Annotated in this window: 22 protein-coding genes and 1 other RNA gene; 14 read left to right on the top strand and 9 right to left on the bottom strand. The window is 60.0% G+C overall.

Going from position 1 to position 21,864, the window contains the following annotated elements:
* Window positions 1–23 precede the first annotated feature (23 nt).
* The 12 genes from SIC14_RS17835 (at window position 24) to SIC14_RS17780 (ending at window position 14,557) form a co-directional block, all read left to right on the top strand.
* Window positions 24–515: a tellurite resistance TerB family protein gene (locus tag SIC14_RS17835; RefSeq protein WP_412563254.1), complete on the top strand. Its 492-nt coding sequence runs from the start codon at window positions 24–26 to the stop codon at window positions 513–515.
* A 192-nt stretch (window positions 516–707) separates the two neighbouring features.
* The gene (purC, locus tag SIC14_RS17830) at window positions 708–1,469 is read left to right on the top strand and encodes a phosphoribosylaminoimidazolesuccinocarboxamide synthase (protein WP_412563253.1); all 762 of its coding nucleotides are present in this window, start codon (window positions 708–710) and stop codon (window positions 1,467–1,469) included.
* Window positions 1,470–1,547: 78 nt separating this feature from the next.
* Window positions 1,548–1,778 (top strand): phosphoribosylformylglycinamidine synthase subunit PurS, encoded by a 231-nt coding sequence (purS, locus tag SIC14_RS17825; RefSeq protein WP_412563252.1) that lies wholly within the window; start codon window positions 1,548–1,550, stop codon window positions 1,776–1,778.
* 34 nt (window positions 1,779–1,812) lie between these two features.
* Window positions 1,813–2,481: a phosphoribosylformylglycinamidine synthase subunit PurQ gene (gene purQ, locus SIC14_RS17820; protein ID WP_412563251.1), complete on the top strand. Its 669-nt coding sequence runs from the start codon at window positions 1,813–1,815 to the stop codon at window positions 2,479–2,481.
* 82 nt (window positions 2,482–2,563) lie between these two features.
* Window positions 2,564–4,333, top strand: coding sequence for a sensor histidine kinase (locus SIC14_RS17815; protein ID WP_412563250.1), 1,770 nt, complete (start codon window positions 2,564–2,566; stop codon window positions 4,331–4,333).
* 12 nt (window positions 4,334–4,345) lie between these two features.
* Window positions 4,346–5,680, top strand: a complete 1,335-nt coding sequence (locus SIC14_RS17810; RefSeq protein WP_412563249.1) for a sigma-54-dependent transcriptional regulator — start codon at window positions 4,346–4,348, stop codon at window positions 5,678–5,680.
* Entirely contained in the window at window positions 5,680–6,351 is a 672-nt protein-coding gene (locus SIC14_RS17805; protein ID WP_412563248.1) for an HAD family hydrolase, read from the top strand. The genes SIC14_RS17810 and SIC14_RS17805 overlap by 1 nt, the downstream gene beginning before the upstream one ends.
* A gap of 54 nt (window positions 6,352–6,405) precedes the next feature.
* On the top strand, window positions 6,406–7,254 hold the full coding sequence (locus SIC14_RS17800) for a hypothetical protein (RefSeq protein WP_412563247.1): 849 nt from the start codon (window positions 6,406–6,408) through the stop codon (window positions 7,252–7,254).
* 518 nt (window positions 7,255–7,772) lie between these two features.
* Entirely contained in the window at window positions 7,773–10,961 is a 3,189-nt protein-coding gene (locus SIC14_RS17795; protein ID WP_412563246.1) for an Rne/Rng family ribonuclease, read from the top strand.
* 161 nt (window positions 10,962–11,122) lie between these two features.
* Complete coding sequence (locus SIC14_RS17790; protein ID WP_412563245.1) at window positions 11,123–11,875, top strand: cytochrome c biogenesis CcdA family protein; 753 nt, start codon at window positions 11,123–11,125, stop codon at window positions 11,873–11,875.
* Between the two features lie 76 nt (window positions 11,876–11,951).
* Window positions 11,952–13,172 (top strand): hypothetical protein, encoded by a 1,221-nt coding sequence (locus SIC14_RS17785; RefSeq protein ID WP_412563244.1) that lies wholly within the window; start codon window positions 11,952–11,954, stop codon window positions 13,170–13,172.
* Window positions 13,169–14,557: a cytochrome P450 gene (locus SIC14_RS17780; RefSeq protein WP_412563243.1), complete on the top strand. Its 1,389-nt coding sequence runs from the start codon at window positions 13,169–13,171 to the stop codon at window positions 14,555–14,557. The genes SIC14_RS17785 and SIC14_RS17780 overlap by 4 nt, the downstream gene beginning before the upstream one ends.
* A gap of 76 nt (window positions 14,558–14,633) precedes the next feature.
* Here SIC14_RS17780 and SIC14_RS17775 read toward each other — a convergent pair whose 3' ends face one another.
* From SIC14_RS17775 to fumC, 4 genes are all read right to left on the bottom strand, one after another.
* Complete coding sequence (locus tag SIC14_RS17775; RefSeq protein ID WP_412563242.1) at window positions 14,634–14,849, bottom strand: ribbon-helix-helix domain-containing protein; 216 nt, start codon at window positions 14,847–14,849, stop codon at window positions 14,634–14,636.
* On the bottom strand, window positions 14,846–15,016 hold the full coding sequence (locus tag SIC14_RS17770) for a DUF4169 family protein (protein WP_412563241.1): 171 nt from the start codon (window positions 15,014–15,016) through the stop codon (window positions 14,846–14,848). The genes SIC14_RS17775 and SIC14_RS17770 overlap by 4 nt, the downstream gene beginning before the upstream one ends.
* A 42-nt stretch (window positions 15,017–15,058) precedes the next feature.
* Window positions 15,059–15,196 (bottom strand): hypothetical protein, encoded by a 138-nt coding sequence (locus tag SIC14_RS17765; RefSeq protein ID WP_412563240.1) that lies wholly within the window; start codon window positions 15,194–15,196, stop codon window positions 15,059–15,061.
* A gap of 126 nt (window positions 15,197–15,322) precedes the next feature.
* On the bottom strand, window positions 15,323–16,717 hold the full coding sequence (gene fumC / locus SIC14_RS17760) for a class II fumarate hydratase (RefSeq protein ID WP_412565893.1): 1,395 nt from the start codon (window positions 16,715–16,717) through the stop codon (window positions 15,323–15,325).
* Between the two features lie 216 nt (window positions 16,718–16,933).
* Here fumC and SIC14_RS17755 point away from each other — a divergent pair, with 216 nt between their 5' ends.
* Window positions 16,934–17,152, top strand: a complete 219-nt coding sequence (locus tag SIC14_RS17755; protein ID WP_412563239.1) for a DUF6500 family protein — start codon at window positions 16,934–16,936, stop codon at window positions 17,150–17,152.
* 19 nt (window positions 17,153–17,171) lie between these two features.
* Here the strand turns inward: SIC14_RS17755 and SIC14_RS17750 are convergent, their stop codons facing one another.
* From SIC14_RS17750 to SIC14_RS17730, 5 genes are all read right to left on the bottom strand, one after another.
* Window positions 17,172–17,723, bottom strand: a complete 552-nt coding sequence (locus tag SIC14_RS17750) for a class I SAM-dependent methyltransferase (RefSeq protein WP_412563238.1) — start codon at window positions 17,721–17,723, stop codon at window positions 17,172–17,174.
* Window positions 17,724–17,943: 220 nt separating this feature from the next.
* Window positions 17,944–18,438 carry an SspB family protein gene (locus SIC14_RS17745; RefSeq protein ID WP_412565892.1) on the bottom strand — a complete coding sequence of 165 codons (495 nt, stop codon included), beginning with the start codon at window positions 18,436–18,438 and terminating at the stop codon, window positions 17,944–17,946.
* Window positions 18,439–18,660: 222 nt separating this feature from the next.
* Complete coding sequence (chrA, locus tag SIC14_RS17740) at window positions 18,661–19,935, bottom strand: chromate efflux transporter (protein ID WP_412563237.1); 1,275 nt, start codon at window positions 19,933–19,935, stop codon at window positions 18,661–18,663.
* Window positions 19,936–20,029: 94 nt separating this feature from the next.
* Window positions 20,030–20,380: a transfer-messenger RNA gene (ssrA, locus tag SIC14_RS17735) on the bottom strand.
* Window positions 20,381–20,530: 150 nt separating this feature from the next.
* Entirely contained in the window at window positions 20,531–21,244 is a 714-nt protein-coding gene (locus tag SIC14_RS17730; protein WP_412563236.1) for a FadR/GntR family transcriptional regulator, read from the bottom strand.
* Here SIC14_RS17730 and SIC14_RS17725 point away from each other — a divergent pair.
* Entirely contained in the window at window positions 21,171–21,863 is a 693-nt protein-coding gene (locus SIC14_RS17725; RefSeq protein WP_412563235.1) for a DinB family protein, read from the top strand. The two genes, SIC14_RS17730 and SIC14_RS17725, sit on opposite strands and share 74 nt — an antisense overlap.
* Window position 21,864 lies beyond the last annotated feature (1 nt).

The following is a 21,864-nucleotide window of genomic DNA, read 5'->3' as shown; positions in this document are numbered from 1 at the left end:
AAACAGCCAAAAAGGGTTTGCCAATGTCGTTTATGTCCCGCCTGCGGGGGGCTGCTGCCCCAGTGGAGCCTGTTGCGCCCGCGGTCCCTGTTGAGCCTGTTTTTGATGCCGCCGTCTTGGCCGTGCCCCGCGCGGTGCTGGCCCCGGCGGTTCTGACAATGGCGGCGGATGGCCATGTGGCCGAGGCCGAGATGGCCATGTTGCAGAACCTCTGCGCCTTCAGTCCCCTTTATGCCCGCCTGCCGGACGGTGCGGTGGAACATATGATCGGCGATCTGCTGGAGGATCTGAAATCCCGCGGCGCGGATGAGGTGATCGGTCAAACGGCGGATGTGCTGACACGGAACCTGTGCGAAACCGCCTTCTGCTACGCAATGCGGCTGGCGATGGTGGACGGCGTGCTGGTGCACCGTGAAAAACAGGCGCTTTCGGAGATTGCCGAGCGACTGGCGCTGCCGGACGCCAAGGTGGATCAGATCATCGAAGTGATCGCCATGATGCAGCGCGCGGGCTGAGCCCGCTTTAAAGACGAACAACAGGGCGCGGGCACATCCTGCGCCCGTTCTTTTGGCGCCGAAGACCCTGCGATCAGACAAATCCGCACGGGCAGGGGCACGCGGGGCCTCTCGCGCTTGCGGCAAAGGCCGCTTTGGCCTATGAGGGCGCCAATCCCGGGGACTCGGCCCCGGATCACCGACGGAGTGGTCATGGCACGGCGCAAGAAAATCTACGAAGGCAAGGCAAAAACTCTGTACGAAGGCCCCGAACCGGGCACCATCGTGCAATACTTCAAGGATGACGCCACCGCGTTCAACGCTGAAAAGAAAGACGTGATCGAAGGCAAAGGGGTGCTGAACAACCTCCTGTCCGAATATTTCATGCTTGGTCTGGCCAATGTCGGCATCCCGACCCATTTCCTAAAGCGTTTGAATATGCGCGAACAGCTGGTGCGCTCCTGCGAGATCATCCCGCTGGAAGTCATCGTGCGCAACTATGCGGCCGGTTCCATGTCCAAACGTCTGGGCATCGAAGAAGGCACGCAACTGCCGCGCCCGATTGTGGAATACTGCTTCAAAGAGGACAAGCTGGGCGACCCGCTGGTCACCGAAGAGCACATCGCGGCCTTTGGCTGGGCCAGCCAGCAGGACATGGATGACATCCTCAGCCTTGCGCTGCGCGTCAACGACTTCCTTTCGGGGGTCATGTACGCTGTCGGCATCAAACTGGTGGATTTCAAAATTGAGATTGGCCGCGTTTACGAAGGCGATTTCCAGCGTCTGGTGGTTGCCGATGAGATCAGCCCCGACAGCTGCCGCCTGTGGGATCTGGAAACCGGTGAGAAACTGGACAAGGACGTGTTCCGCCGCGACCTGGGCAGCCTGACCGACGCCTATACCGAAGTGGCCTCGCGCCTGGGTGTGCTGCCGAAGAACCAGCCGCCGATGGGCAAGCCAACCCTGATCAACTGATACGACGCCCGGTCTTTGCCCGGGCGTTTGTCTTTCGACCTTTAAGAATTGTTAACTTCTGAGACCGGAGAAACGCACATGAAAGCTCGCGTTCACGTCATGCTGAAAAACGGTGTTCTGGACCCGCAGGGGGAGGCCGTGCGCCACGCCCTTGGGTCGCTTGGATTTGAGGGCGTCGAAGGCGTTCGTCAGGGCAAGGTAATCGAGCTGGATCTGGCCGATGGCACCTCTGAGGACACCGTGAAGGAGATGTGCGAGAAGCTGCTCGCCAACACCGTGATCGAAAGCTACTCGATCGAGCTGGCCTGAGCCCGCAACCCCATCTGATAAGAGGAGAGAGCGCATGAAAGCTGCTGTCATCGTCTTCCCCGGTTCCAACTGTGACCGTGATCTGGCCGTGGCCTTTGAACAGGCCGGTGCCGATGTCACCATGGTCTGGCACAAGGACACCGATCTGCCCGAAGGGATCGACATTGTCGGCATCCCCGGCGGGTTTTCGTTTGGTGACTACCTGCGTTGCGGAGCCATTGCCGCCAACTCGCCGATCTGTCGCTCGGTGGTGAAACATGCCGAACGTGGCGGCTATGCGCTGGGCATCTGCAACGGGTTTCAGGTGCTGACCGAAACCGGTCTGCTGCCGGGCGCGCTGATGCGCAATGCGGGGCTGAAGTTCATTTGCAAACAGGTGGGGCTGACCGTTGCCACCGCCGACAGCGCCTTCACTGCGGGCTATAGCGCCGGTGATGAGGTGCTGATCCCTGTGGCGCACCACGACGGCAACTACAATGCCGATGCGGATCTGCTGGCACGTCTGAAAGGCGAGGACCGTGTGGCCTTCACCTACACCGACAATCCCAACGGCTCGGCCGGTGATATCGCGGGCATCCTGTCGGACAACCGTCGCGTTCTGGGCATGATGCCACACCCCGAGCGGGCTGTGGATGAACGCCACGGTGGCACAGACGGCACGGCGATGTTTGCCAGCCTGATGGACCAGCTGGTTTCGGCCTGATCAGTTCAGTATCGCAGCGGTTTTCCGCGAGGCGTGACCGCGCCCTCTTGCAGCCCCCTCGGGGGCTGTTTTACTTTGGGGCATGTCCCAGCTGCCCACGCCTCCTGCTCCGATTCATCGGGCGCGCCTGACCTCCTGGCGCGTGCGCTTTGCGCTTCTGTTGCTGTTTGTTCTGGCCGTCACCACAATTGTGGTCACCAACAAGCTGCTCACCGACCGTTTCACCGAAAACACCCGCAATCGGGCCGAGCTGCGGCTGGCGCTCTATTCCGGCAACCTGTTGTCCGAATTGCGCCGCAACGCAATTGTGCCGCAGCTGCTGTCGCGCGATCCGGCTTTGATCGGGGCGCTGAACTCCTCGGACTATTCGACCTCCACCCAACGACTGATTTCCTTTGTCGAGGAAATCGGCGCCGCCTCGTTGATGCTGCTGGATTCCGATGGGCGGGCCGTGGCGGCCACCGATCGTAACCGGCTGGGCAGCCAACACCGGTCGGAACCCTATTTTGTCAACGCAGTGCGGGCTTCAGAGACCCTGTTCACCGTGCTGGGCAGTGACACTGGTGGCTATAGCTTCATCTATTCCCGCCGCATCGACGCGCAGGGCGAAACGCTGGGCGTCATCATGGTAGAGGTCGATCTGCACAAGTTTGAGCGCGCCTGGGCTGGGATTTCCGACGCCGTTTTGGTGACCGACAGCACCGGCACCATCATTCTGGCGACTGAGCCGCGCTGGCGATCCAAGACCGAAGGTGAGGCGCTGGCGCAGGCGCCCGCCCAGTCCGCGATCCAGCGGGCCATTCAGGCCACAGCGGATTGGACCACCCTGCCAGCCGATGCCTATGTGCAGGGCAAGGCGGTGATGCGGATGGAGAGCCGTATTCCCTTCCGCGGTTGGCATATCGCCAGTTTCACCACCTACGAAAGTGTGCGCGACAAGGTGAACGGCGTGCTGGCTCTGGAGATCATGGGATTCGCCATGTTGCTGGCTCTGGCCTTCTATGCTCTCAGCCGCAAGACAGCCGGTCGCCTGATGCTGTTCCAGCGGGAATCGGCAGAGCTTCGCGCATTGAACACAAGGCTACAGCGGGAAATCGCCGAGCGTGAAAAGGTCCAGCAGAACCTTGCGGTGGCGGAACAAACGCTGGCGCAATCGTCAAAACTGGCCGCCCTTGGCGAGATGTCGGCGGCGGTCAGCCATGAGCTGAACCAGCCGCTGGCGGCGATGCGGACTTACCTGGCGGGCGCGCGTCTGCTGCTCAATCGCAACCGGCCCGAAGAGGCGCTGTCTTCGTTCCAGCGGATCGACGATCTGATCGACCGGATGGGCCAGATCACCCGCCAGCTGAAATCCTACGCCCGCAAAGGTGGCGATCAGTTTACCCCTGTGAATATGGGCGATGCGCTAGTTTCGGCGCTGTCGATGATGGAGCCGCAGTTGAAGAACCGGCAGGTTCAGATCAGCCGTGTGGCGCCGGAAGAACCGGTGCAGGTGATGGGGGATCGGGTGCGGATCGAACAGGTCATGGTAAACCTGTTGCGCAACGCACTGGATGCCACGCAGGCGGTGGATGAACCGCAGGTCGAGCTGATCCTGGCAGCGGGCGAGACAGCAACTCTGACGGTGCGCGACAACGGGCAGGGGATCGAAGACCTCGATGCGCTGTTTGAACCCTTCTACACCACCAAACGTCCCGGGGAGGGCGTTGGGCTGGGGCTTGCCATTTCCTCGGGGATCGTGAACGACCTAGGGGGACGTCTGCTGGCACGCAATGCCGAAGGCGGGGGGGCTGTATTTGAGATGCAGTTGCCTATCTTGACAGGTGAAAGTGATATTGAGGCGGCGGAATAAGCCGGAAGATGCATGGCAAAAGCAATGAAAATCGCCATCGTGGACGACGAACAGGATATGCGTCAGTCCATCAGCCAATGGCTGGCCCTGTCGGGCTATGACACCGAAACCTTCGCCAGTGCCGAAGATGCGCTGAAGGCGCTGGGGCCGGATTACCCGGGCATTGTGATTTCGGACATCAAGATGCCGGGCATGGATGGGATGCAGTTTCTGAAGAAACTCATGGGCTCTGACAGCGCGCTGCCGGTCATCATGATCACCGGCCACGGGGACGTGCCGATGGCGGTTGAAGCAATGCGGGTGGGGGCTTTTGATTTCCTCGAAAAGCCGTTCAACCCCGACCGGATGACCGAACTTGCCAAGAAGGCCACCAATGCCCGCCGTCTGACCCTGGACAACCGCGCGCTGCGTCGCGAACTTTCGGATGGTGGCCAGCTGATGAAGAAGCTGATCGGCGCGGCGCCGGCGATGGAACGTCTGAAAGAGGATATTCTGGATCTGGGTCAGGCTGACGGTCATGTGCTGATCGACGGCGAAACCGGCACCGGCAAGACCTTGGTGGCCCATGCGCTGCACGCGGTTGGCTCCCGCGCCGGTAAGAAATTTGTGCTGCTCTCCTGCGCCGCGTGGGATGAGGATGCGCTGGCCAAACGTCTGTTTGGCCCGATGCTGCCCGAAGACAGTCAGCTGCCCGCCGTGGAAGAGGCCCGTGGCGGCACCTTGGTGCTGGAAGACGTAGAGGCGCTGAGCGACAGCCTGCAGGCACGGCTTTTGTCGTTTATCAACGATCAGGGCACGCCGGCGGAAACCCGTGTGGTGGCGATCTGCAACATGCAGGAACAGGACCGCACCTGCGAAGATGCGCTGCGCTCGGATCTGTTCTACCGTCTGGCCGCACTGCGCATCACCCTGCCGCCGCTGCGCCAGCGCGGCGAAGATATCCTGACCCTGTTCACCCGTCTCAGCGAACAGTTCGCCGAGGAATACGGCTGCGAAACACCGCAGGTGTCGGCGCAGGAAGCCGCGCAGCTGTTGCAGGCGCCCTGGCCTGGTAACGTGCGTCAGCTGATCAATCTGGCGGAACGTGCGGTGCTGCAATCGCGCCGTGGCTCGGGCACCATTGCCTCGCTCTTGATGTCGGATCATGAGGATATGCAGCCGGTGATGACCACCGAAGGCAAACCGCTGAAAGAATATGTCGAGGCATTTGAACGCATGTTGATCGACAACACCATGCGCCGTCACAAGGGCTCGATTGCCTCAGTGATGGAAGAACTTTGCCTGCCACGCCGGACGCTGAACGAGAAGATGGCGAAATACGGTCTGGCCCGCGCGGACTACCTTTGATGCCAGAGGCTTACCTCTTTGACATGGACGGCCTGCTGCTGGACAGCGAGCGGGTTGCCATGTCGTCTTTCCTGGCCACGGTGGTGCCGAAAGGGATCGCAATGGCCGAGGCGGAACCGTTTTTCCTGACCCTGGTTGGCACCTCTGCGGCAACCACCAATGCGATGCTGCTGGAATTTCTGCCCGCAGCCCTCAAACCGGCAGAGATCATCGAGGAATGGCGCGTCAACTTCGATGCAGCCATTGCGGCGCACCTGCCGGTGAAGGACGGTGTGGCCGAGGTTCTGGCCGGTCTGGCCGGGCAGGGGGCACGGATGGCTGTTGTGACCTCCACAATGGGCGACCGCGCCCGCCATCATCTGGAGGTCGCGGACCTGCTGGGCCATGTGGAATTTGTGCTGGGGGGCGATGAGGTGCGGGCCACCAAACCCGATCCCGCGCCCTATCTGCAAGCGGCCGAGCGGCTTGGTGTTGATCCGCGCCGCTGTGCCGCCTTTGAGGACAGCGACCGGGGCATTGCCGCAGCTGTGGCTGCGGGTTGTCACGCGGTGCAGGTGCCGGACCTGCGGCCCCATGGAAAACCCCTGCCGGATCTGGGGCAGATGGTGGCCGGAACCCTGGCTGAGGCGGTGCAGATGGCGCAAACCAGCGTGGCAAAGGCTGCCCGATAAGCTCTGGTGGAAATCCGGACTTGTCCGGTGAGAGCGCTTGCCGCAAAACTTGGCGTGAATTTTTCAGTTTCTGATTTCAGCCGAGGCTTTGCCATGTCCTTCTTTGCCCGCAGTGTTGCTGCACTTTCCTTTTCGCTTTCTCTCCTCCCTGTTGCCAGCCCGGCATCCGCCGCCGCCTGCGGCTGCCCATTGGTGCCACTCTCCGGCGCTTATGTCGGGGCGGAGCCGATGGTTCTGGGATTTGGCACCGATACGGTGGACAGCTGCCCGAGCACCCTGACCCTACAGGCCAAACGGCAGGGCGCTCCGGACGCCAATGTGGTGCTAAGCTGTGAGCCTGGAACAGGCAGTTTTGTCGGCGCCGAAGCCATGCCCTTTGGTCAGATCACCTACCGGCTGACGCCGATCCTGCAGGAGGATCCAGCGCGACTGACCCCGGCGGCGCTACAACCGAAGTTGGCACGGGTTACCGATGTGGTGCAACTGGATCTGACGTTGCCTGCGCAGATGAAGAACATGGGCAAGCAGGATCGGTCGTCTACCTTCAGCCATGCCGGTGGTGGCAAGGCACCTGCCTGCCAGTGTGGCCCAACCGAGGCGGCGCTGGATGCCTTGAAAAGCGGCGCTGTGATCCAAACCAGCTTGGTGTCTGTCACCGGCGAGAGTTGCCAGAGCACTGCGTCACAAACGCTTTCCGCCGCCGAAGAATGCCGGCCCGCAGTGACAGTTGAAGCCGCCTTCCTCCTCGGGCAGGCGCAAGCGACGCAGTGCCAGACGCTGGCGAATGGTGCGGACTTTGCCGGATGGATTGCACAGGGGAGCAATCAACAGATGGTGGCGCAGACGGCCGCGCCCGCTCAGCAGGCATGGCTGGCCGATTGGGTGGGACGCTACTGCCGCTGATGGCCTCTTGCGGGCGGGGAAGGCGGCAAACGGAAAGCTGCACTACCCTAAAGGTTGATTTTTCCTTGTTTATTCCCCTCTCGCACGATGGCGCGGCATTTTCCCCATTGTAATTTATCCCCAGCCCGCTCTATGTTCAGGGGACGGTGTTGTGGACTCCTCCCGCGCCGCATGAGTTTCGCTGATCCGATGATTGGCCGACGGCACCCGAAATTCGCCGCGACCCTTCGGACAGACCGATTGGGCCCCCACCGCGCCCCCGCGGACGGGCCATTGTAGACCGCCTGACGCCAGCCATAGCCGGCGCAGGCCATGAATGGGCGCGCTGTTTGAGGTCACCATACCCATCAGCCGCGTCGGAGAAGAAACGCGATGAGGCGCGCGATACCATCGAGTTCCACTGCAGCGGCTGAGAACAGCCGGCTTTGCAGCGCGTCCGCACTCGCCCCTGACAGACATCTGCCGCAACCAGCCGGGCCCCCGGGCCGGGCCGTTTTGCCGCGATGCAAACGGACAACATGGCAAAGAAAATGCTCATCGACGCCACCCACGCGGAAGAAACCCGCGTTGTGGTGGTGGACGGAAACAAGGTTGAAGAGTTCGATTTTGAATCCGAAAACAAACGCCAGCTTGCTGGCAACATCTATCTGGCAAAAGTTACCCGCGTAGAGCCTTCGCTCCAGGCGGCCTTTGTGGACTATGGCGGCAACCGTCATGGCTTCCTTGCTTTCTCGGAAATCCATCCCGACTACTATCAGATCCCGGTCGCCGACCGCGAAGCCCTGATGGAAGAAGAACGTGCCTATGCGGAACAGCAGAAGGCCGAAGAGGAAGAAGAAGAGAAAAAGCCACGCCGTCGTCGTTCGCGGTCGCGTGCGGCGTCAAACCGTTCCAAGGATGCCAAGGTCTCCAAAGAGGTGACCAAACCTGCCGAGGAAACCTCGGCAGAGGCAGCTGAAGCGCCGGCGGGTGAAATTGCCGGTATGGAAACCATCGATTTGACCGATGGCGAAAATGCCGAAGCAACCGAGGCGGTTGAGGTTGGTGCAGCAGGTGAAGGCCTGTCGCCAATGGAAACCGTTGCCGAAACCCCGGTGGAAGAACCTGCTGAGGCGACCGCAGAGGACGCACCGGCAGAGGACACCGTTGCTGAGGCCCCGGAAGCGGCTGAAGCGGTCAAGGCTGACGATGTTGTGGCCGAGGCGGACGTTGCTGAGCCTGAGACGGCACAAGCGGAAGACGCTGCTGCCGAAGACACGCCGGCAGAGGAGGCGGCAGAGGCTGCACCAGAAACCGCCGCTGCGGCAGAGGTGACAGCCGACGATGCTGTGGCCGAAGCCCCAGTAGAAGAAACTGTCGCGGAAGACGCGCCTGCGGAAGAGGCTGCAGCAGAAGAAGCTCAGGCTGAAGAAGTTCAGGCTGAGGATAACGCAGACGCGGACGCGCCTGCCGAAGCCAACGCCGAAGAGGCTTCGGAAGAAGCCGCCGCAGAATCCTCTGATGACGATGAGGACGACTCTGGCGACGAAAAGCTGGATGCGACCGACAAGGACGACAGCATTGAATCCGTTGCCGAAGAAGACGACAGCGAAGAGATCCGTCCGCGCCGCAAACCGCGTCCGCGTCGTTACAAAATCCAGGAAGTGATTAAGGTCCGTCAGATCCTGCTGGTGCAGGTTGTCAAAGAAGAGCGCGGCAACAAAGGTGCAGCGCTGACCACCTACCTGTCGCTGGCGGGTCGTTACTGCGTCCTGATGCCCAACACCGCCCGTGGCGGCGGCATCTCGCGCAAGATCACCAATGCCGCTGACCGTAAGAAACTGAAAGAGATTGCCAATGAGCTGGACGTGCCCAAGGGCGCCGGGCTCATTGTGCGCACCGCCGGTGCCAAACGCACCAAAGCCGAGATCAAGCGCGACTATGAATATCTGCAGCGCATGTGGGAACAGATCCGCGAGCTGACGCTCAAGTCGATTGCGCCCGCCAAGATCTACGAAGAAGGTGACCTGATCAAACGCTCGATCCGTGACCTCTACAATCGTGAGATTGACGAGGTTCTGGTCGAAGGCGAACGCGGCTACCGCATCGCCAAGGACTTCATGAAAATGATCATGCCGTCCCACGCCAAAAACGTGAAAAACTACCACGATCAGATGCCGCTCTTTGCCCGTTATCAGGTGGAAAGCTACCTCAGCGGGATGTTCAACCCGACGGTGCAGCTGAAATCCGGTGGCTATATCGTGATCGGCGTGACCGAAGCGCTGGTGGCTGTGGATGTGAACTCGGGCCGGGCCACGAAGGAAGGCTCGATCGAAGAGACCGCGCTGAAGACCAACCTGGAAGCTGCCGAAGAGGTGGCGCGCCAGCTGCGTCTGCGCGATCTGGCCGGTCTGATCGTGATCGACTTCATCGACATGGATGAACGCCGCAATAACAACGCGGTCGAGAAACGTCTGAAAGACAAGCTGAAATCGGACCGTGCGCGGATCCAGATCGGCCGCATTTCGGGCTTTGGCCTGCTGGAAATGTCGCGCCAGCGTCTGCGTCCCGGCATGATCGAGGCGACAACTCAGCCCTGTCCGCATTGTCACGGCACCGGTCTGATCCGGTCGGACGACAACCTTGCGCTGTCGATCCTGCGTCAGATCGAAGAGGAAGGCACCCGCGGCCGTTCGCGCGAAGTGCTGGTGAAATGCCCGGTTGGTATCGCCAACTTCATCATGAACCAGAAACGGGAACACGTGGCTCAGATCGAAGCCCGCTACGGCCTGTCCGTGCGGATCGAAGGTGATCCGATGCTGGTCAGCCCTGACTTCACGCTGGAGAAGTTCAAGACCGCCACCCGTGTTGTGGCCGAAGCGCCTGCGCCTGTGGTCTCGGTTGACACCTCGCTGATGGATCAGATTGACGAAGAGGCGGAGGCCGAAGAAGCCGAAGCGGCCGAGGCAGCTGATGTGGAGGCCCCTGAGGTCGCCGCTGGTGCTGAGGACGGTGAAGACCAGAAGCCGAAACGCCGCCGTCGCCGTCGCCGTCGTCGCAAGTCCGGTGCAGACCGTGCCGAGGGCGAAAACGGTGAAAACGGTGAAGGTGATAACGCCGCCGAAGGTGACGCAGTCGCGGAAGGTGGTGCTGAAGGCAAAACCGCAGACACTTCTGAAGAGGCTTCGGAGGTGAAATCCGAAGAAACATCTGAGGACGCTGGCGAGGAGAAGAAACCCCGCCGTCGCCGTCGTTCGCGCCGCAAGAAGTCGGACCAGCCAGCAGAAGAAGTGGCAGAGGCCACGGAAGCATCTGCTGAGGGTGCCGAGGCTGAAGCCACCGTTTCGGTAGACGCTGCAGACACCGCCGAAGCCGTCTCTGAAGAGGTGCCTGCTGAAGATGAGGCCGTATCAGAGGATGCGGCGCCGGAAGCCACCGCAGAGGTGACTGCGGAAGAAACTGTGGCTGAAGATGTGGCCGCGGAAGAAGCAGTTGCCGAACCGGCCGAGGATGTGGTGGAAGCCACCGCTGAGAAAGTTGCCGAGGAACCTGCACCTGAGGCTGCCGAGGCTGAGGCGCCGGAACTGGTGACTGCAGCTGCAGAGCCTGTTGCGGAACCCGTGGCCGAAGTGGTTGCTGAACCTGCACCAGAACCAGTAACAGAGCCCGTCGCAGAAGAGCCTGCTGCCCCGCCGAAGCCCAAGCGCCGTGGTTGGTGGTCAAGCTGAGCTAACCCTCTGCATTGCAAGTAAGAACACCGAAACGCCGCCCTTGATTTGGGCGGCGTTTTGAATTGAACAGCTCAAGCACGATCGCTGTAACCTGACACCACGCGCTTGTGACAAACCGTCAGGTGACGACGCGCCTGCAATCAGGTAGCTAGAGCCTCATGTTTGGAATCGAAATCATCGACGCGGGTCTTGCGCCCGCCATGTTTGTGGCGCTGTTGGCTGGGATTGTCAGCTTCCTCAGCCCCTGTGTGCTGCCCATCGTGCCACCCTATCTGGCCTATATGTCCGGCGTCTCGATCAATGATCTGTCGGAAGGCAAGGCACAGAGCCGCAAAGCCCTTATGCCGGCGCTGTTCTTTGTGATGGGGCTGTCGACGGTGTTCCTGTTCCTTGGATTCACCGCTTCGGCCATCGGCGCGATGTTTTTGCAGTATCAGAACTGGTTCAACACGGTTGCCGGCATTCTGGTGATGATTTTCGGGGCGCATTTCATCGGCGTCTACCGGATTGGTTTCCTGGACCGGGAAGCGCGCATTGACGCGGGCGATCGCGGCGGCAGCTCGTTTGGGGCCTATATCCTTGGGCTGGCCTTTGCCTTTGGCTGGACACCCTGCATCGGCCCGCAGCTGGGTGCAATCCTGTCGCTGGCAGCCTCCGAGGCCTCGGTGACCCGCGGCACGCTGCTGCTGGCGATCTACGCGCTGGGGCTGGGGGTGCCTTTCCTTTTGGTCGCTGCCTTCCTGCCACGCCTGACCGGGGTGATGGGTTGGATGAAACGCCATATGGAGCAGATCGAACGTGTCATGGGGCTTCTACTGTGGACCATTGGCCTGCTGATGCTCACCGGTGGTTTCTCGGCGTTTTCCTACTGGCTGCTGGAAACCTTCCCGTCGCTGGCACTGCTGGGCTAGGACTGCCTCAGCAAAGTCGCGGATCGGTTGTGGCATGGCGCGAAATTTGCGCTAATGTGGGGTAAGAGGCCCGAGCATGATCAAACCAGACACTGCGACCCACGCCCCAGAAATGCGAACCCGGCGGGTGTTTTACATCCCCGGCTACGATCCCATTCACCCGCGCCGCTACCGCGAGCTTTACCGCAAGGAGGGTGCGGCGCAGGCGGCGATTTCGGGCTATGAGCTAACGCTCAGCCCCAAACAGCTGGATGGGCCATACGGCTGGCATGTGTCATCAACACAGGACGGCAAAACGGTCGAAAGCGATGTGCAGGTGCTCTATTGGGCGGATCTGGTCCGTGACAGCATGGATCTGGGCATCACACAGACCTACCTGCAACTGCTGCGCACGGCCTGGACCTATATTGGATCGGGCGCTTTGTGGCGTTTGATGCGATTGCGCAAGGGGCCGGTGATTGCGGCGCTTTATCCGGTGGTGTTTCTGCTGGTGCAATTGATGCTGGCCTTGTTGCTGGCTTGGGGGATCGGGCGTGGGCTGGCGCTGGCGCATCCTTTGGCCGCCTGGGCAGGCCTGGCCGTGGTGCCCTTTGTTCTCGGCTGGTTCAAAAAACAGGATGGCAAATTTTTCGCCTATTACCTGATGCATGACTACGCCTATTCGGCCCATTTCAAAGGTGCCAATCCGCCGCCGCTGGAGGGCCGTATTGAAGAGTTTCGCACCCTTATCGCCGAGGCGCTGACCACGGACGTGGATGAGGTTTTGGTAATCGGCCACAGTTCCGGCGCCCATCTGGCGGTGTCGATCCTGTCAGACCTGATCCGCGCAGGTGAGGTGCCCGCAGAGGGGCCGCAGCTGAATTTCCTGTCTCTGGGGCAGGTGGTGCCGATGGTGTCCTTCCTGCCCGAGGCCAAACGCCTGCGGGCGGATCTGGCCTATCTCGCCACCCGCGCAGAGCTGTTCTGGCTGGATGTCACGGCACCCGGGGACGGCTGCGCCTTTGCGCTTTGCGATCCTGTCGCGGTCACCGGGGTGGCGCCACAGGGCAAACGCTGGCCGATTGTGATCTCTGCCGCCTTTACCCAGACCCTCAGCCCCGCGCGTTGGAAAGAGCTGCGCTGGCGGTTCTTCCGGCTGCATTTCCAGTATCTCTGCGCTTTTGATCAGCCAGGGGATTACGATTACTTCCGCATCACCGCCGGCCCACTGGCGCTGCATCAACGTTTTGACGGGCGGGTGCCCTCCAAAAGCCGTATCGAGGCGCCTGTGAACAAGTTTACCTCGGTGGCGGCATGAGCACGCCGCAACTGCCGCCCAAACCCAAGGCGCGGCCCGATCGGGTCAGTCTGCTGCGCTACCTGCGTCTGTTCCGGCAGGATCTGCTGTCAGCCCAGCCTCAGCGGCTCTACCGCGCCTGGATGGCAGAGTTTCGCACGCCGTTTTTCCGCAGCTACATGTGCAACGATCCGCAGCTGGTGGATCTGGTGTTGAAGCAGCGGCCCGACGACTTCCCCAAGTCGAACCGGATCAGCGAAGGGCTGCGGCCGCTGCTGGGCAACTCGGTCTTTCTGACCAATGGCGAGACTTGGAAACGACAGCGTCGGATCATCGATCCGGCATTTGAAGGTGGGCGGCTGCGCGACACGTTCCCCGCCATGTGGGCGGCGGGGCAGGCGGCGGTGGCGCGGCTGCATACGGCTGCGGATGGTGCGCCGGTGGAGGTTGAGAGCCACGCCAGCCACGCGGCCGCAGATGTGATTTTCCGCACCCTGTTTTCGATCCCCATCGAGCACGAAATCGCCGCAGAAGTCTTTGATCAGTTCCGTGAACATCAGCGCACCCAACCGGTGCTGAACCTTGGCGCTTTTGTGCCTTTGCCCAAGTGGTTCCCGCGCTTTCATCGCAAGCAAACCATTGAAACAGCGGCTGTTATCCGGCAGCTGATCACCAAGCTGACGCAGGATCGCATGGTGGCCATTCGTGCCGCCGAAGCGCCAGACGATCTGGCGACCAAGATCATGACCACGGTGGATCCGGAAACCGGCGCGACCTTTGACACCGAAGAAATGGTGGATCAGGTCGCCATCTTCTTCCTTGCCGGACATGAAACCAGCGCCTCGGCACTGGCTTGGGCGCTCTATCTGTTGGCGATGCATCCGGACTGGCAGGAAAAGGTGGCCAAAGAGGCGCATGTGCTGGCCAGTCCAGTGCTGCCCGAATTCTCGGTTGTGTCCAAACTGCGCCTGACCCGCGATGTCTTCCGCGAGGCCTTGCGGCTCTATCCGCCGGTTCCGATGATGGTGCGTGAAACCACATGCCCCGAACATTTCCGCGACCGTGATGTGCCCGAAGGCAGCCAGGTGGTGCTGAGCCCGTGGCATCTGCACCGTCATGAGCGGCTGTGGGACAACCCCGACGCCTTTGATCCGGCACGATTTGGCACAGGCAACGGCAAACAATGCCTGCGCGAGGCCTATATGCCGTTCTCCGCCGGGCAGCGCGTTTGTACCGGGGCAGGGTTTGCGATGGTGGAGGGGACGCTATTGTTGGCGCTGCTGGTACGCGCCTACCGGTTTGAAGTGGTGAGCGAATGCCCACCTGTGCCGGTGGCGCATCTGACGGTGCGCGGCAAGGATGGCATCTGGCTGCGCCTGCATCGCCGCGATGTTGAGGCCGAATAGCTGGTGACCGCAACAACAGCCACATAGACGCCATCGAATAAGGAAGATCGAAGATCGGCATCATTGCAAAGAGGTCTTAGCGATTTCTGAAATGGCGCAATACAAACAACCGGATTTCGGTGGCCAGCCCACATTGCAGATCCCGTGCTTCATCAATCTCAGCGACCAGGTCGTTGATCGGCTGCCCACGTTCAGCGGCAATATCGCGGAAGGCCTGCCAGAACTCATCCTCCAGTGACACAGAGGTCCGGTGGCCGCGCAGGGTAAGCGATCGTTTGGCTGGCCGCGTCACTCGCGCGCCTTCCCGTCGAGGTCTCTTTCGGCTTTCTCAGCGCGGGCTGTTTGCAAGCGTTTTTCCGCTTTGCTGCGGCCAAACTTCACGGCGTTTTCATCGGCCTGCACCTTTTTGTCGGCACGGGCCTTGGCCTTGCGGAATTTGTTCAGGTTCACCACGGTCATGGCGCCAACTTAGCGCAGCCCACCCCGCTTGCCCAGAGGGGCCTAGGCCTCTGAGGGGGTGGATTTCGCGCAGTCTTTGCCAAAAGCGGTGGCAAACACAGGGGAGGTTGCCAGTGACAAACCGCTGAGCAGCAGCAAGATCACAAGGAATATCGGGGGCAGGTAGGTGTTGCGCATCATATGGCTCTCTTTCCGTTAACAGGGGTGAAACGGTCGAAGGGCAGATTTCCGGCGCAAAAATCTGTTACGGCAAGGAAAAAAGGCAGCCCGCGAAGGCCGCCTTTTCAAATCAAACCAGATCAGAGATCAGTCTTTCGGGCCGATCATCTGTTCAGGGCGCACCACGGCGTCAAAGGTTTCGGCGTCCACAAAGCCGAGCGCGATGGCCTCTTCTTTCAGCGTGGTGCCGTTCTTATGCGCGGTCTTGGCCACGGTGGTGGCGTTGTCATAGCCAATGGTCGGGGCCAATGCGGTGACCAGCATCAGGCTTTCTTTCATCAGCTTGTCGATGCGCGGTTCATTGGCCTTGATGCCCAGAAGCATCCGCTCGGTGAAACTGTCGGCAACGTCGCCCAGCAGCTGCATGGACTGCAACAGATTGTAGGACATCATCGGGTTGTAGACGTTCAGCTCAAAGTGACCCTGCGAGCCCGCAAAGGTCATCGCCGCGTTGTTGCCCATGACATGGGCTGCCACTTGGGTCATTGCCTCAGCCTGGGTTGGGTTCACCTTGCCCGGCATGATCGAGGAACCCGGCTCGTTCTCCGGCAGGATCAGCTCGCCCAGACCCGAACGCGGGCCGGAGCCCAGGAAGCGGATGTCGTTGGCGATCTTGTACATGGCACCGGCGACGGTGGCCAAAGCACCAGACATAAAGACCATCGCGTCATGGGCGGCCAGTGCTTCGAATTTGTTCGGCGCGGTGACAAGGGGCAGACCGGTGATGTCGGCCATGTTTGCCGCAACCTTTTCGCCCCAGCCTTTCTGGGTGTTCAGGCCGGTGCCAACCGCGGTGCCCCCTTGCGCCAGCTCATAGATGCCGGGCAGGGCGGCCTCAACACGGGCGATGCCTTGACGGATCTGGTGGGCATAGCCGCCAAATTCCTGGCCCAGTGTCAGCGGGGTTGCATCCTGCGTGTGGGTCCGGCCAATCTTGATGATGTATTTGAATTCTTCGGACTTCTGCTCCAGCCCTTCGGCCAGTTTGGTCAGACCCGGCAGCAGCGTGTCACGCACCATCATGGCGGCGGCAATGTGCATCGCGGTCGGGAAGGTGTCGTTGGAGGACTGACCCATGTTGCAGTGGTCGTTGGGATGCACCGGATCTTTGGAGCCGATCACGCCGCCGAGGATTTCAATCGCGCGGTTTGCAATCACCTCGTTCGAGTTCATGTTTGACTGGGTGCCGGACCCGGTCTGCCAGACCACCAGCGGGAAGTTGTCGTCAAACTTGCCCTCAAAAACCTCACCAGCTGCCTGAATGACCGCATCGCCGATTTTGGCGTCCAGCTTGCCCGACTCTTTGTTGGCCATGGCGCAGGCCTGTTTGATCACCCCCAGCGCGCGCACGATGGCGACAGGCTGTTTTTCCCAACCAATGGGGAAGTTCATGATCGAACGCTGGGTCTGCGCGCCCCAATATTTGTCAGAAGGAACTTCGAGGGGGCCGAAGCTGTCGGTTTCGGTGCGGGTATTCGCCATGATGACCTCCGAGATATCTGTTGAGGTTTTCATAGCGCACTCACCGTAAAGTGCAATGCTGTATACCGTGGGATACCGTCAAAGGGGCCACGCCGTGACGCTGCGCCGCAAGTTTTTGCAGGCCTCTGGCGACTTCTGCGGGTTGACAGGGGCTGTCAGCAGCCGGGTTGCCCGCCATAGCCTGGCAAGGTAGCCCGATGGAAAAGGAATTTCCCAATGCGCGCCAGTCTGCGTCAGAAAGCCATATCCGTTTGCGACGCCAAAATCGCCCAAAAAGGTGACACTGTTGGCCTGTCCTTCTACGCCTTCTTTGCCAACAAAAACGACGATCCGGACCTGTTGATGGAGGCGGCCCAGTGGTGGATCAAAACCCACCAGCTGGACCACTTTGAAAAGGCAGTCAAAGTGCGCGAGTTGATTGCTTCTGGTGCCTAGCCCTGAGGCTTAGGTTCGCTCAGGCCCGTTCGATTCGGTAGATCGTGGCCGGTGGCAGGTTGCCCCAGACCGTGGCCAGCTTGCGGGAGGTCAGGCCCAGATCGGCCAGCAGATCATCGCCAAAGGGCGTGCGGATCGAATAGGTGAATTGGGTGAAGCTTGCCCCCGGCGCCATGACGCGGAAAGACGGCTCCAGCACGCTGCGTTGCAGTTCGGGACGGGACAACATCGGCACGCCGGAAATCACTGCGCCAATATTGTTGATGCCAATCTTATCAATGTCCTGGCCGGGCCGGTTCAGCACATTCACACTGGGAAACTTTTCCCGCAGCTGGTCACAGAACCGCTCTCCCATTTCCAACAGGGTCAGCCGTTCCGGCGCTACCCCGTGTTCCAGAATGGCGCGGGTGAAGCTACCGGTGCCGGGGCCAATTTCGACAATCGGGCCTTGCACCTTTTCCAGCCCTTCACACATCCACTGCGCCGTTTTGGCTGAGGACGGGGCCACCGCCCCAACTTCGCCGGGTCTGCGGATCATTTCGCCAAGAAAAAGGGAGAAGTCCCGTGCCATTGAATGTGCTCCGTTCTAAAATTTGCCCGGCAAACCGCCCCGGGCGCTGAAAATCTCTGCAGCCTAGATATGGCGAAAACATGTAAATGTTAGATGGCACTCTGCGGTCAAAACCTCAGGTGGCGAAAAATCGCCAAACGGGTGTGCAGCAACGCTTCACCCAAAAGAAAACCCCTCACGCGGCGACGTAAGGGGCTGAAAATTCAAGATGTTTCGCAGGTTATTTGCGGAAACTGTCAAGGCTGACCACTTCAGCCTCCTTTTGCTCCACCGGCGCTTCCTGCTCGGAGTCAACAACCACAGGGGCAGGGGCCTCATCCGCCATAGCAAGGATTTCGGCGTCTTCTTCTTCATCCAGATCATCGGGGCTTTCGAACCGCAGGCCAAATTCGACCGACGGGTCCACAAAGGTTTTGATGGCGTCATACGGCACATAGAGCGGTTCCGGCTGGTCGCCAAAGTTCAACGTCACATGGAAGCCGTCCTCCTCCACCAGCAAGTTGTCATACCAGTGCTGCATCACCACCGTCATTTCGCTGGGATAGCGTTCGCGCAACCAATTTGCCAAAACAGAATCTGCGTGGGTGGTGTCAAAAGTGATGAAGAAATGGTGCTCACCCGGTAGGCCGTTTTGGGCCACATCTTCCAACACCTCCTGAATGAGGCTGCGCATCGCGCGGTGCATCAGATTGCCATAGTCGATGCTGTCGGACATATGAGTGCCTTTCTTCTTGTGCGTCTGCCGTTCGAATTCGACGGGATCACGACGTGTTTTTACGGGCTTCACGGGGCAGTCCGGTGTAATGCGTCCGGTCTGTCTGGGCCACAATTTCTGTGGATGAGCATAGGGTATCCGCACCAAAACGGAAGGGTGTCCGGCAAAAAAAGAACAGGTGCCAAGGGGATGTGGGGCGTGGCCTGCGTTGCTTGGGGGGCGTTATGCCAAAACGCCCAATGCACCCAAAGCCAACGCCAGTGCTGCAAGGGTGAGGAGGGTTGTCATCATGCCGCGTTTTAACGGCCCCATCATCCCCAGCGCCAGGATCATGAAGCCCGCGACCAGGGGCGAAAAACTAGACCAGACAGGCACAGGCGCCCAAGCGGATTGCTGCACTTCTCCAAAGAGAACTTGCAGCGCGAACCAGATCGACAGGTTGGCAATCACCCCGGTGACCGCGGCTGTGATGGCGGTCAGCGCGCTGGACAGCCGTGGCAGTTGGGTCAGCATGGCCACATAGGGTGCACCGGCAAAGATCCAAAGAAAACAAGGGATAAACGTAACCCAAAGGGTGAGGGCACTGGCGACAATTGCCAGTGCGATGCCGCCTTGAGAGTGGCCTGCCAGGGTGCCGACAAACTGTGTTATCAGGATCAGCGGCCCCGGCGTGGTTTCCGCCAGCCCCAGAGCGTCGATCATTTGTGGCAGGTTCAGCCAGCCGTGATCCTGCACCACGGTCTGCGTCATATAGGCCAACACCGCATAGGCGCCGCCAAACGTGACAATAGCCAGTTTTGAAAAGAACAGGGCAAGCGTCAGCAAAAACTCTTGGTTGAAGGCAAAGAGAACTGCGATTGGAGACAGCCAGAGCGCCAGACAAATCAGCACGGGTCGCCACAGAAAACGGGGGACCTGTGTTGTTGTTACAGAAGCTGCTGTCGGTCCGGGACGCAGCGCGCCCCAAAGCGCAGCACAGAGCACCACCAAAGGAAAAGGCAGCTGCAGAACGAAGATTGCCAGAAACGACACGCCAGCAAGGGCGATGCCTTCGAGGCCCTTGAGCGCCTTGGCCGCGATTTTGCGCAGGGCAAAAAAGACAACGCCCACAACTGCGGCCTGAATCCCAACAAATCCGGCCTGCACCAAAGGCAGATCGCCATAGCTGATATAGGCCAATGCCAGCGCCAGAATAACCGCCGCACCCGGCAGCACAAACAGGCCCCCTGCAATCAGCCCGCCCAGAACACCGCGCTTCATCCAGCCTGCATAGGTGGCCAGCTGCATCGCCTCGGGTCCCGGCAACAGCATGCAAAACGACAGGGCAGAGAGAAACTGCTTTTCACTCAGCCAGGGGCGGTCGTCGACCAGCTCTTTGTGCATCAGGGCGATCTGCGCGGCAGGCCCACCAAAGGACAACAGCCCGATCCGGCCAAAAACCCGCGTCACTTCGGACAGGCTGGCCTGTGCGCCAGTGCTGGTCTCTGCCGTGCTCATGTCTGTCTGCCCGTAGCCTGCGTCCTGTCCGTTAGGCCCGTCTTAAGCGGTGATCCGTAGAAGCGATAGGGGCAAGTTGGTTTGGGAAGCGTTTAGTGCAGGTTTCTGTTGCCAGGTACCTGCGAACCCCGCCTGAAGCTGCTAGGCGTCAGGACTTAAGTTTCGGTAACTCCGACTGCTTACGCAGCCATTGCGACCGGAGCACGATTGTCGTTTGCAATTGTACTTGTCGAACCGATAACGGTGGTATCTCACCGAGACAAAGCTAACCCCTTTAGACGTCCGTCGATCCTATTTCGGCCCCATTCGCCTCAAACGAAGGTTTTGTGGTGGAGCCGCCGGGTACCGCCCCCGGGTCCGATCCGTTTATTACGAGCGCGTTTATGTCCATAGTCCCCAAGGGAACACCCTCTATATAGTCAGCCTCTTGCCGGATGCAAAGGGGCGAATTGCGTGCCCCGCTGCGCCAGGGCCGCGCTTGGAATGTTGCTCCGTGATGCTCCCCTCCAATGGGTGTGAGTGGCGGCGTTGATTCTATGTGCCAGCCCAGCGTGCCATCGAAAGCCTAAAATAGTGTTAATAGGGCGCACGCCAATCAGCGCATGGTCTGCGCGAGGTCCAAAGTCTCTTTACACAATGTGTTTAATGCGGCTTCAATCGCCGAAACATCCCGGTTTTTCAAAGCGTCCAAAATGGCCTCATGTTGCAGCAGGATCCCTTCCCGCGACCGCCTATTGTAGGTTAGCATGTTCATTAACGGCTGCATCGCCTCAACAGCGCCTGCCATCTGGTAACAGAGAACCGGGTTTTGCGTCGCGTCGACAAGCGCGCGATGAAACCGGACGTCGGAGGCGCAGAACGCTTCGTCGCTGAGAGATGTTTGATTTTGTAGGGAAAACTCAGTCTCCATCCGCGCGATGTGCTGCGCATCACGATGCTCAGCTGCCAGAGCAGCGCAGGCGCGTTCAAGGGCAAAACGGGCGGCGCAGGCGGTGGCGAAATCCACCCCATTCATGCTTAACAACAGGGTCGACGTGGTGACATGATGGGCCCGTGCTTCTTCATAGCTTAAACGGTTCACAAAAGCCCCGCCCGAGGCCCCCCGCTGCGTTCTGATAAGCGATTGCGCTGCCAGCCTTTTCAAAGCTTCCCGTACAGTGGAGCGAGAGACCGAAAAGCGCTGTGACAACTCGGATTCAGAAGGCAATCTGGCGTCCACAATCAACTGGCCCGATATGATCGCCCCGCGAATTTCCTCGGCGATCGCGCTTGAGAGATCCGCTGAAACGGGTTTTGAATTGTCAGACATTTCTCTTGGCCTCACGCGATTTATTTGTCAGACATTTAACAGGCACGCCGGAATCACGCAAGATTCTGGTAAGGGTTCGGACAGTTTTCGAAATGGAATAGCTATGATCACAAGCGCTTATTGCCTGCAGATGGCACACTACAATCATTGGCAAAACACGGAGATGACTGCGGCGTTGGAGGGGCTGTCTGAGGGCGAGCGCGTTTTGGACCGCGGGGCGTTTTTCGGGTCTATCCAGCACACGGCAAACCATTTGCTTTGGGGCGATTTGACCTGGTTGTCGCGGTTTGACGGTGGTGCAGGGCCGGAGGTCACCCTGCAGGACAGCGGCTCAGCTGCCCGCGATTTTGAGGATTGGCGCCAGCAGCGTGTGGCTCTGGATCAACGGTTTGTTGCCTGGGCAAAAACCGTGCAAAATGTTGATCTAGAAGGCGATTTTGAATGGTACTCAGTCGCGATGCAGCGGCAGTTTAAGCTGCCCAAAGCGCTCTGCATTATGCAGATGTTTAACCATCAGACCCATCATCGCGGGCAGATTCACGCGATGGTAACTGCGGCCGGAGGGGCGGGCTGGACAACGGACCTGCCTTTCATGCCCGAAGCGTTTACCGAATCTTAAT

Origin of the sequence: Thalassobius sp. MITS945101, from assembly GCF_047123305.1 — a bacterium.
GTDB lineage: Bacteria > Pseudomonadota > Alphaproteobacteria > Rhodobacterales > Rhodobacteraceae > Thalassobius.
Note: the sequence above shows the minus strand (reverse complement) of the source record. Positions and strands in the feature narration are given on the sequence as shown.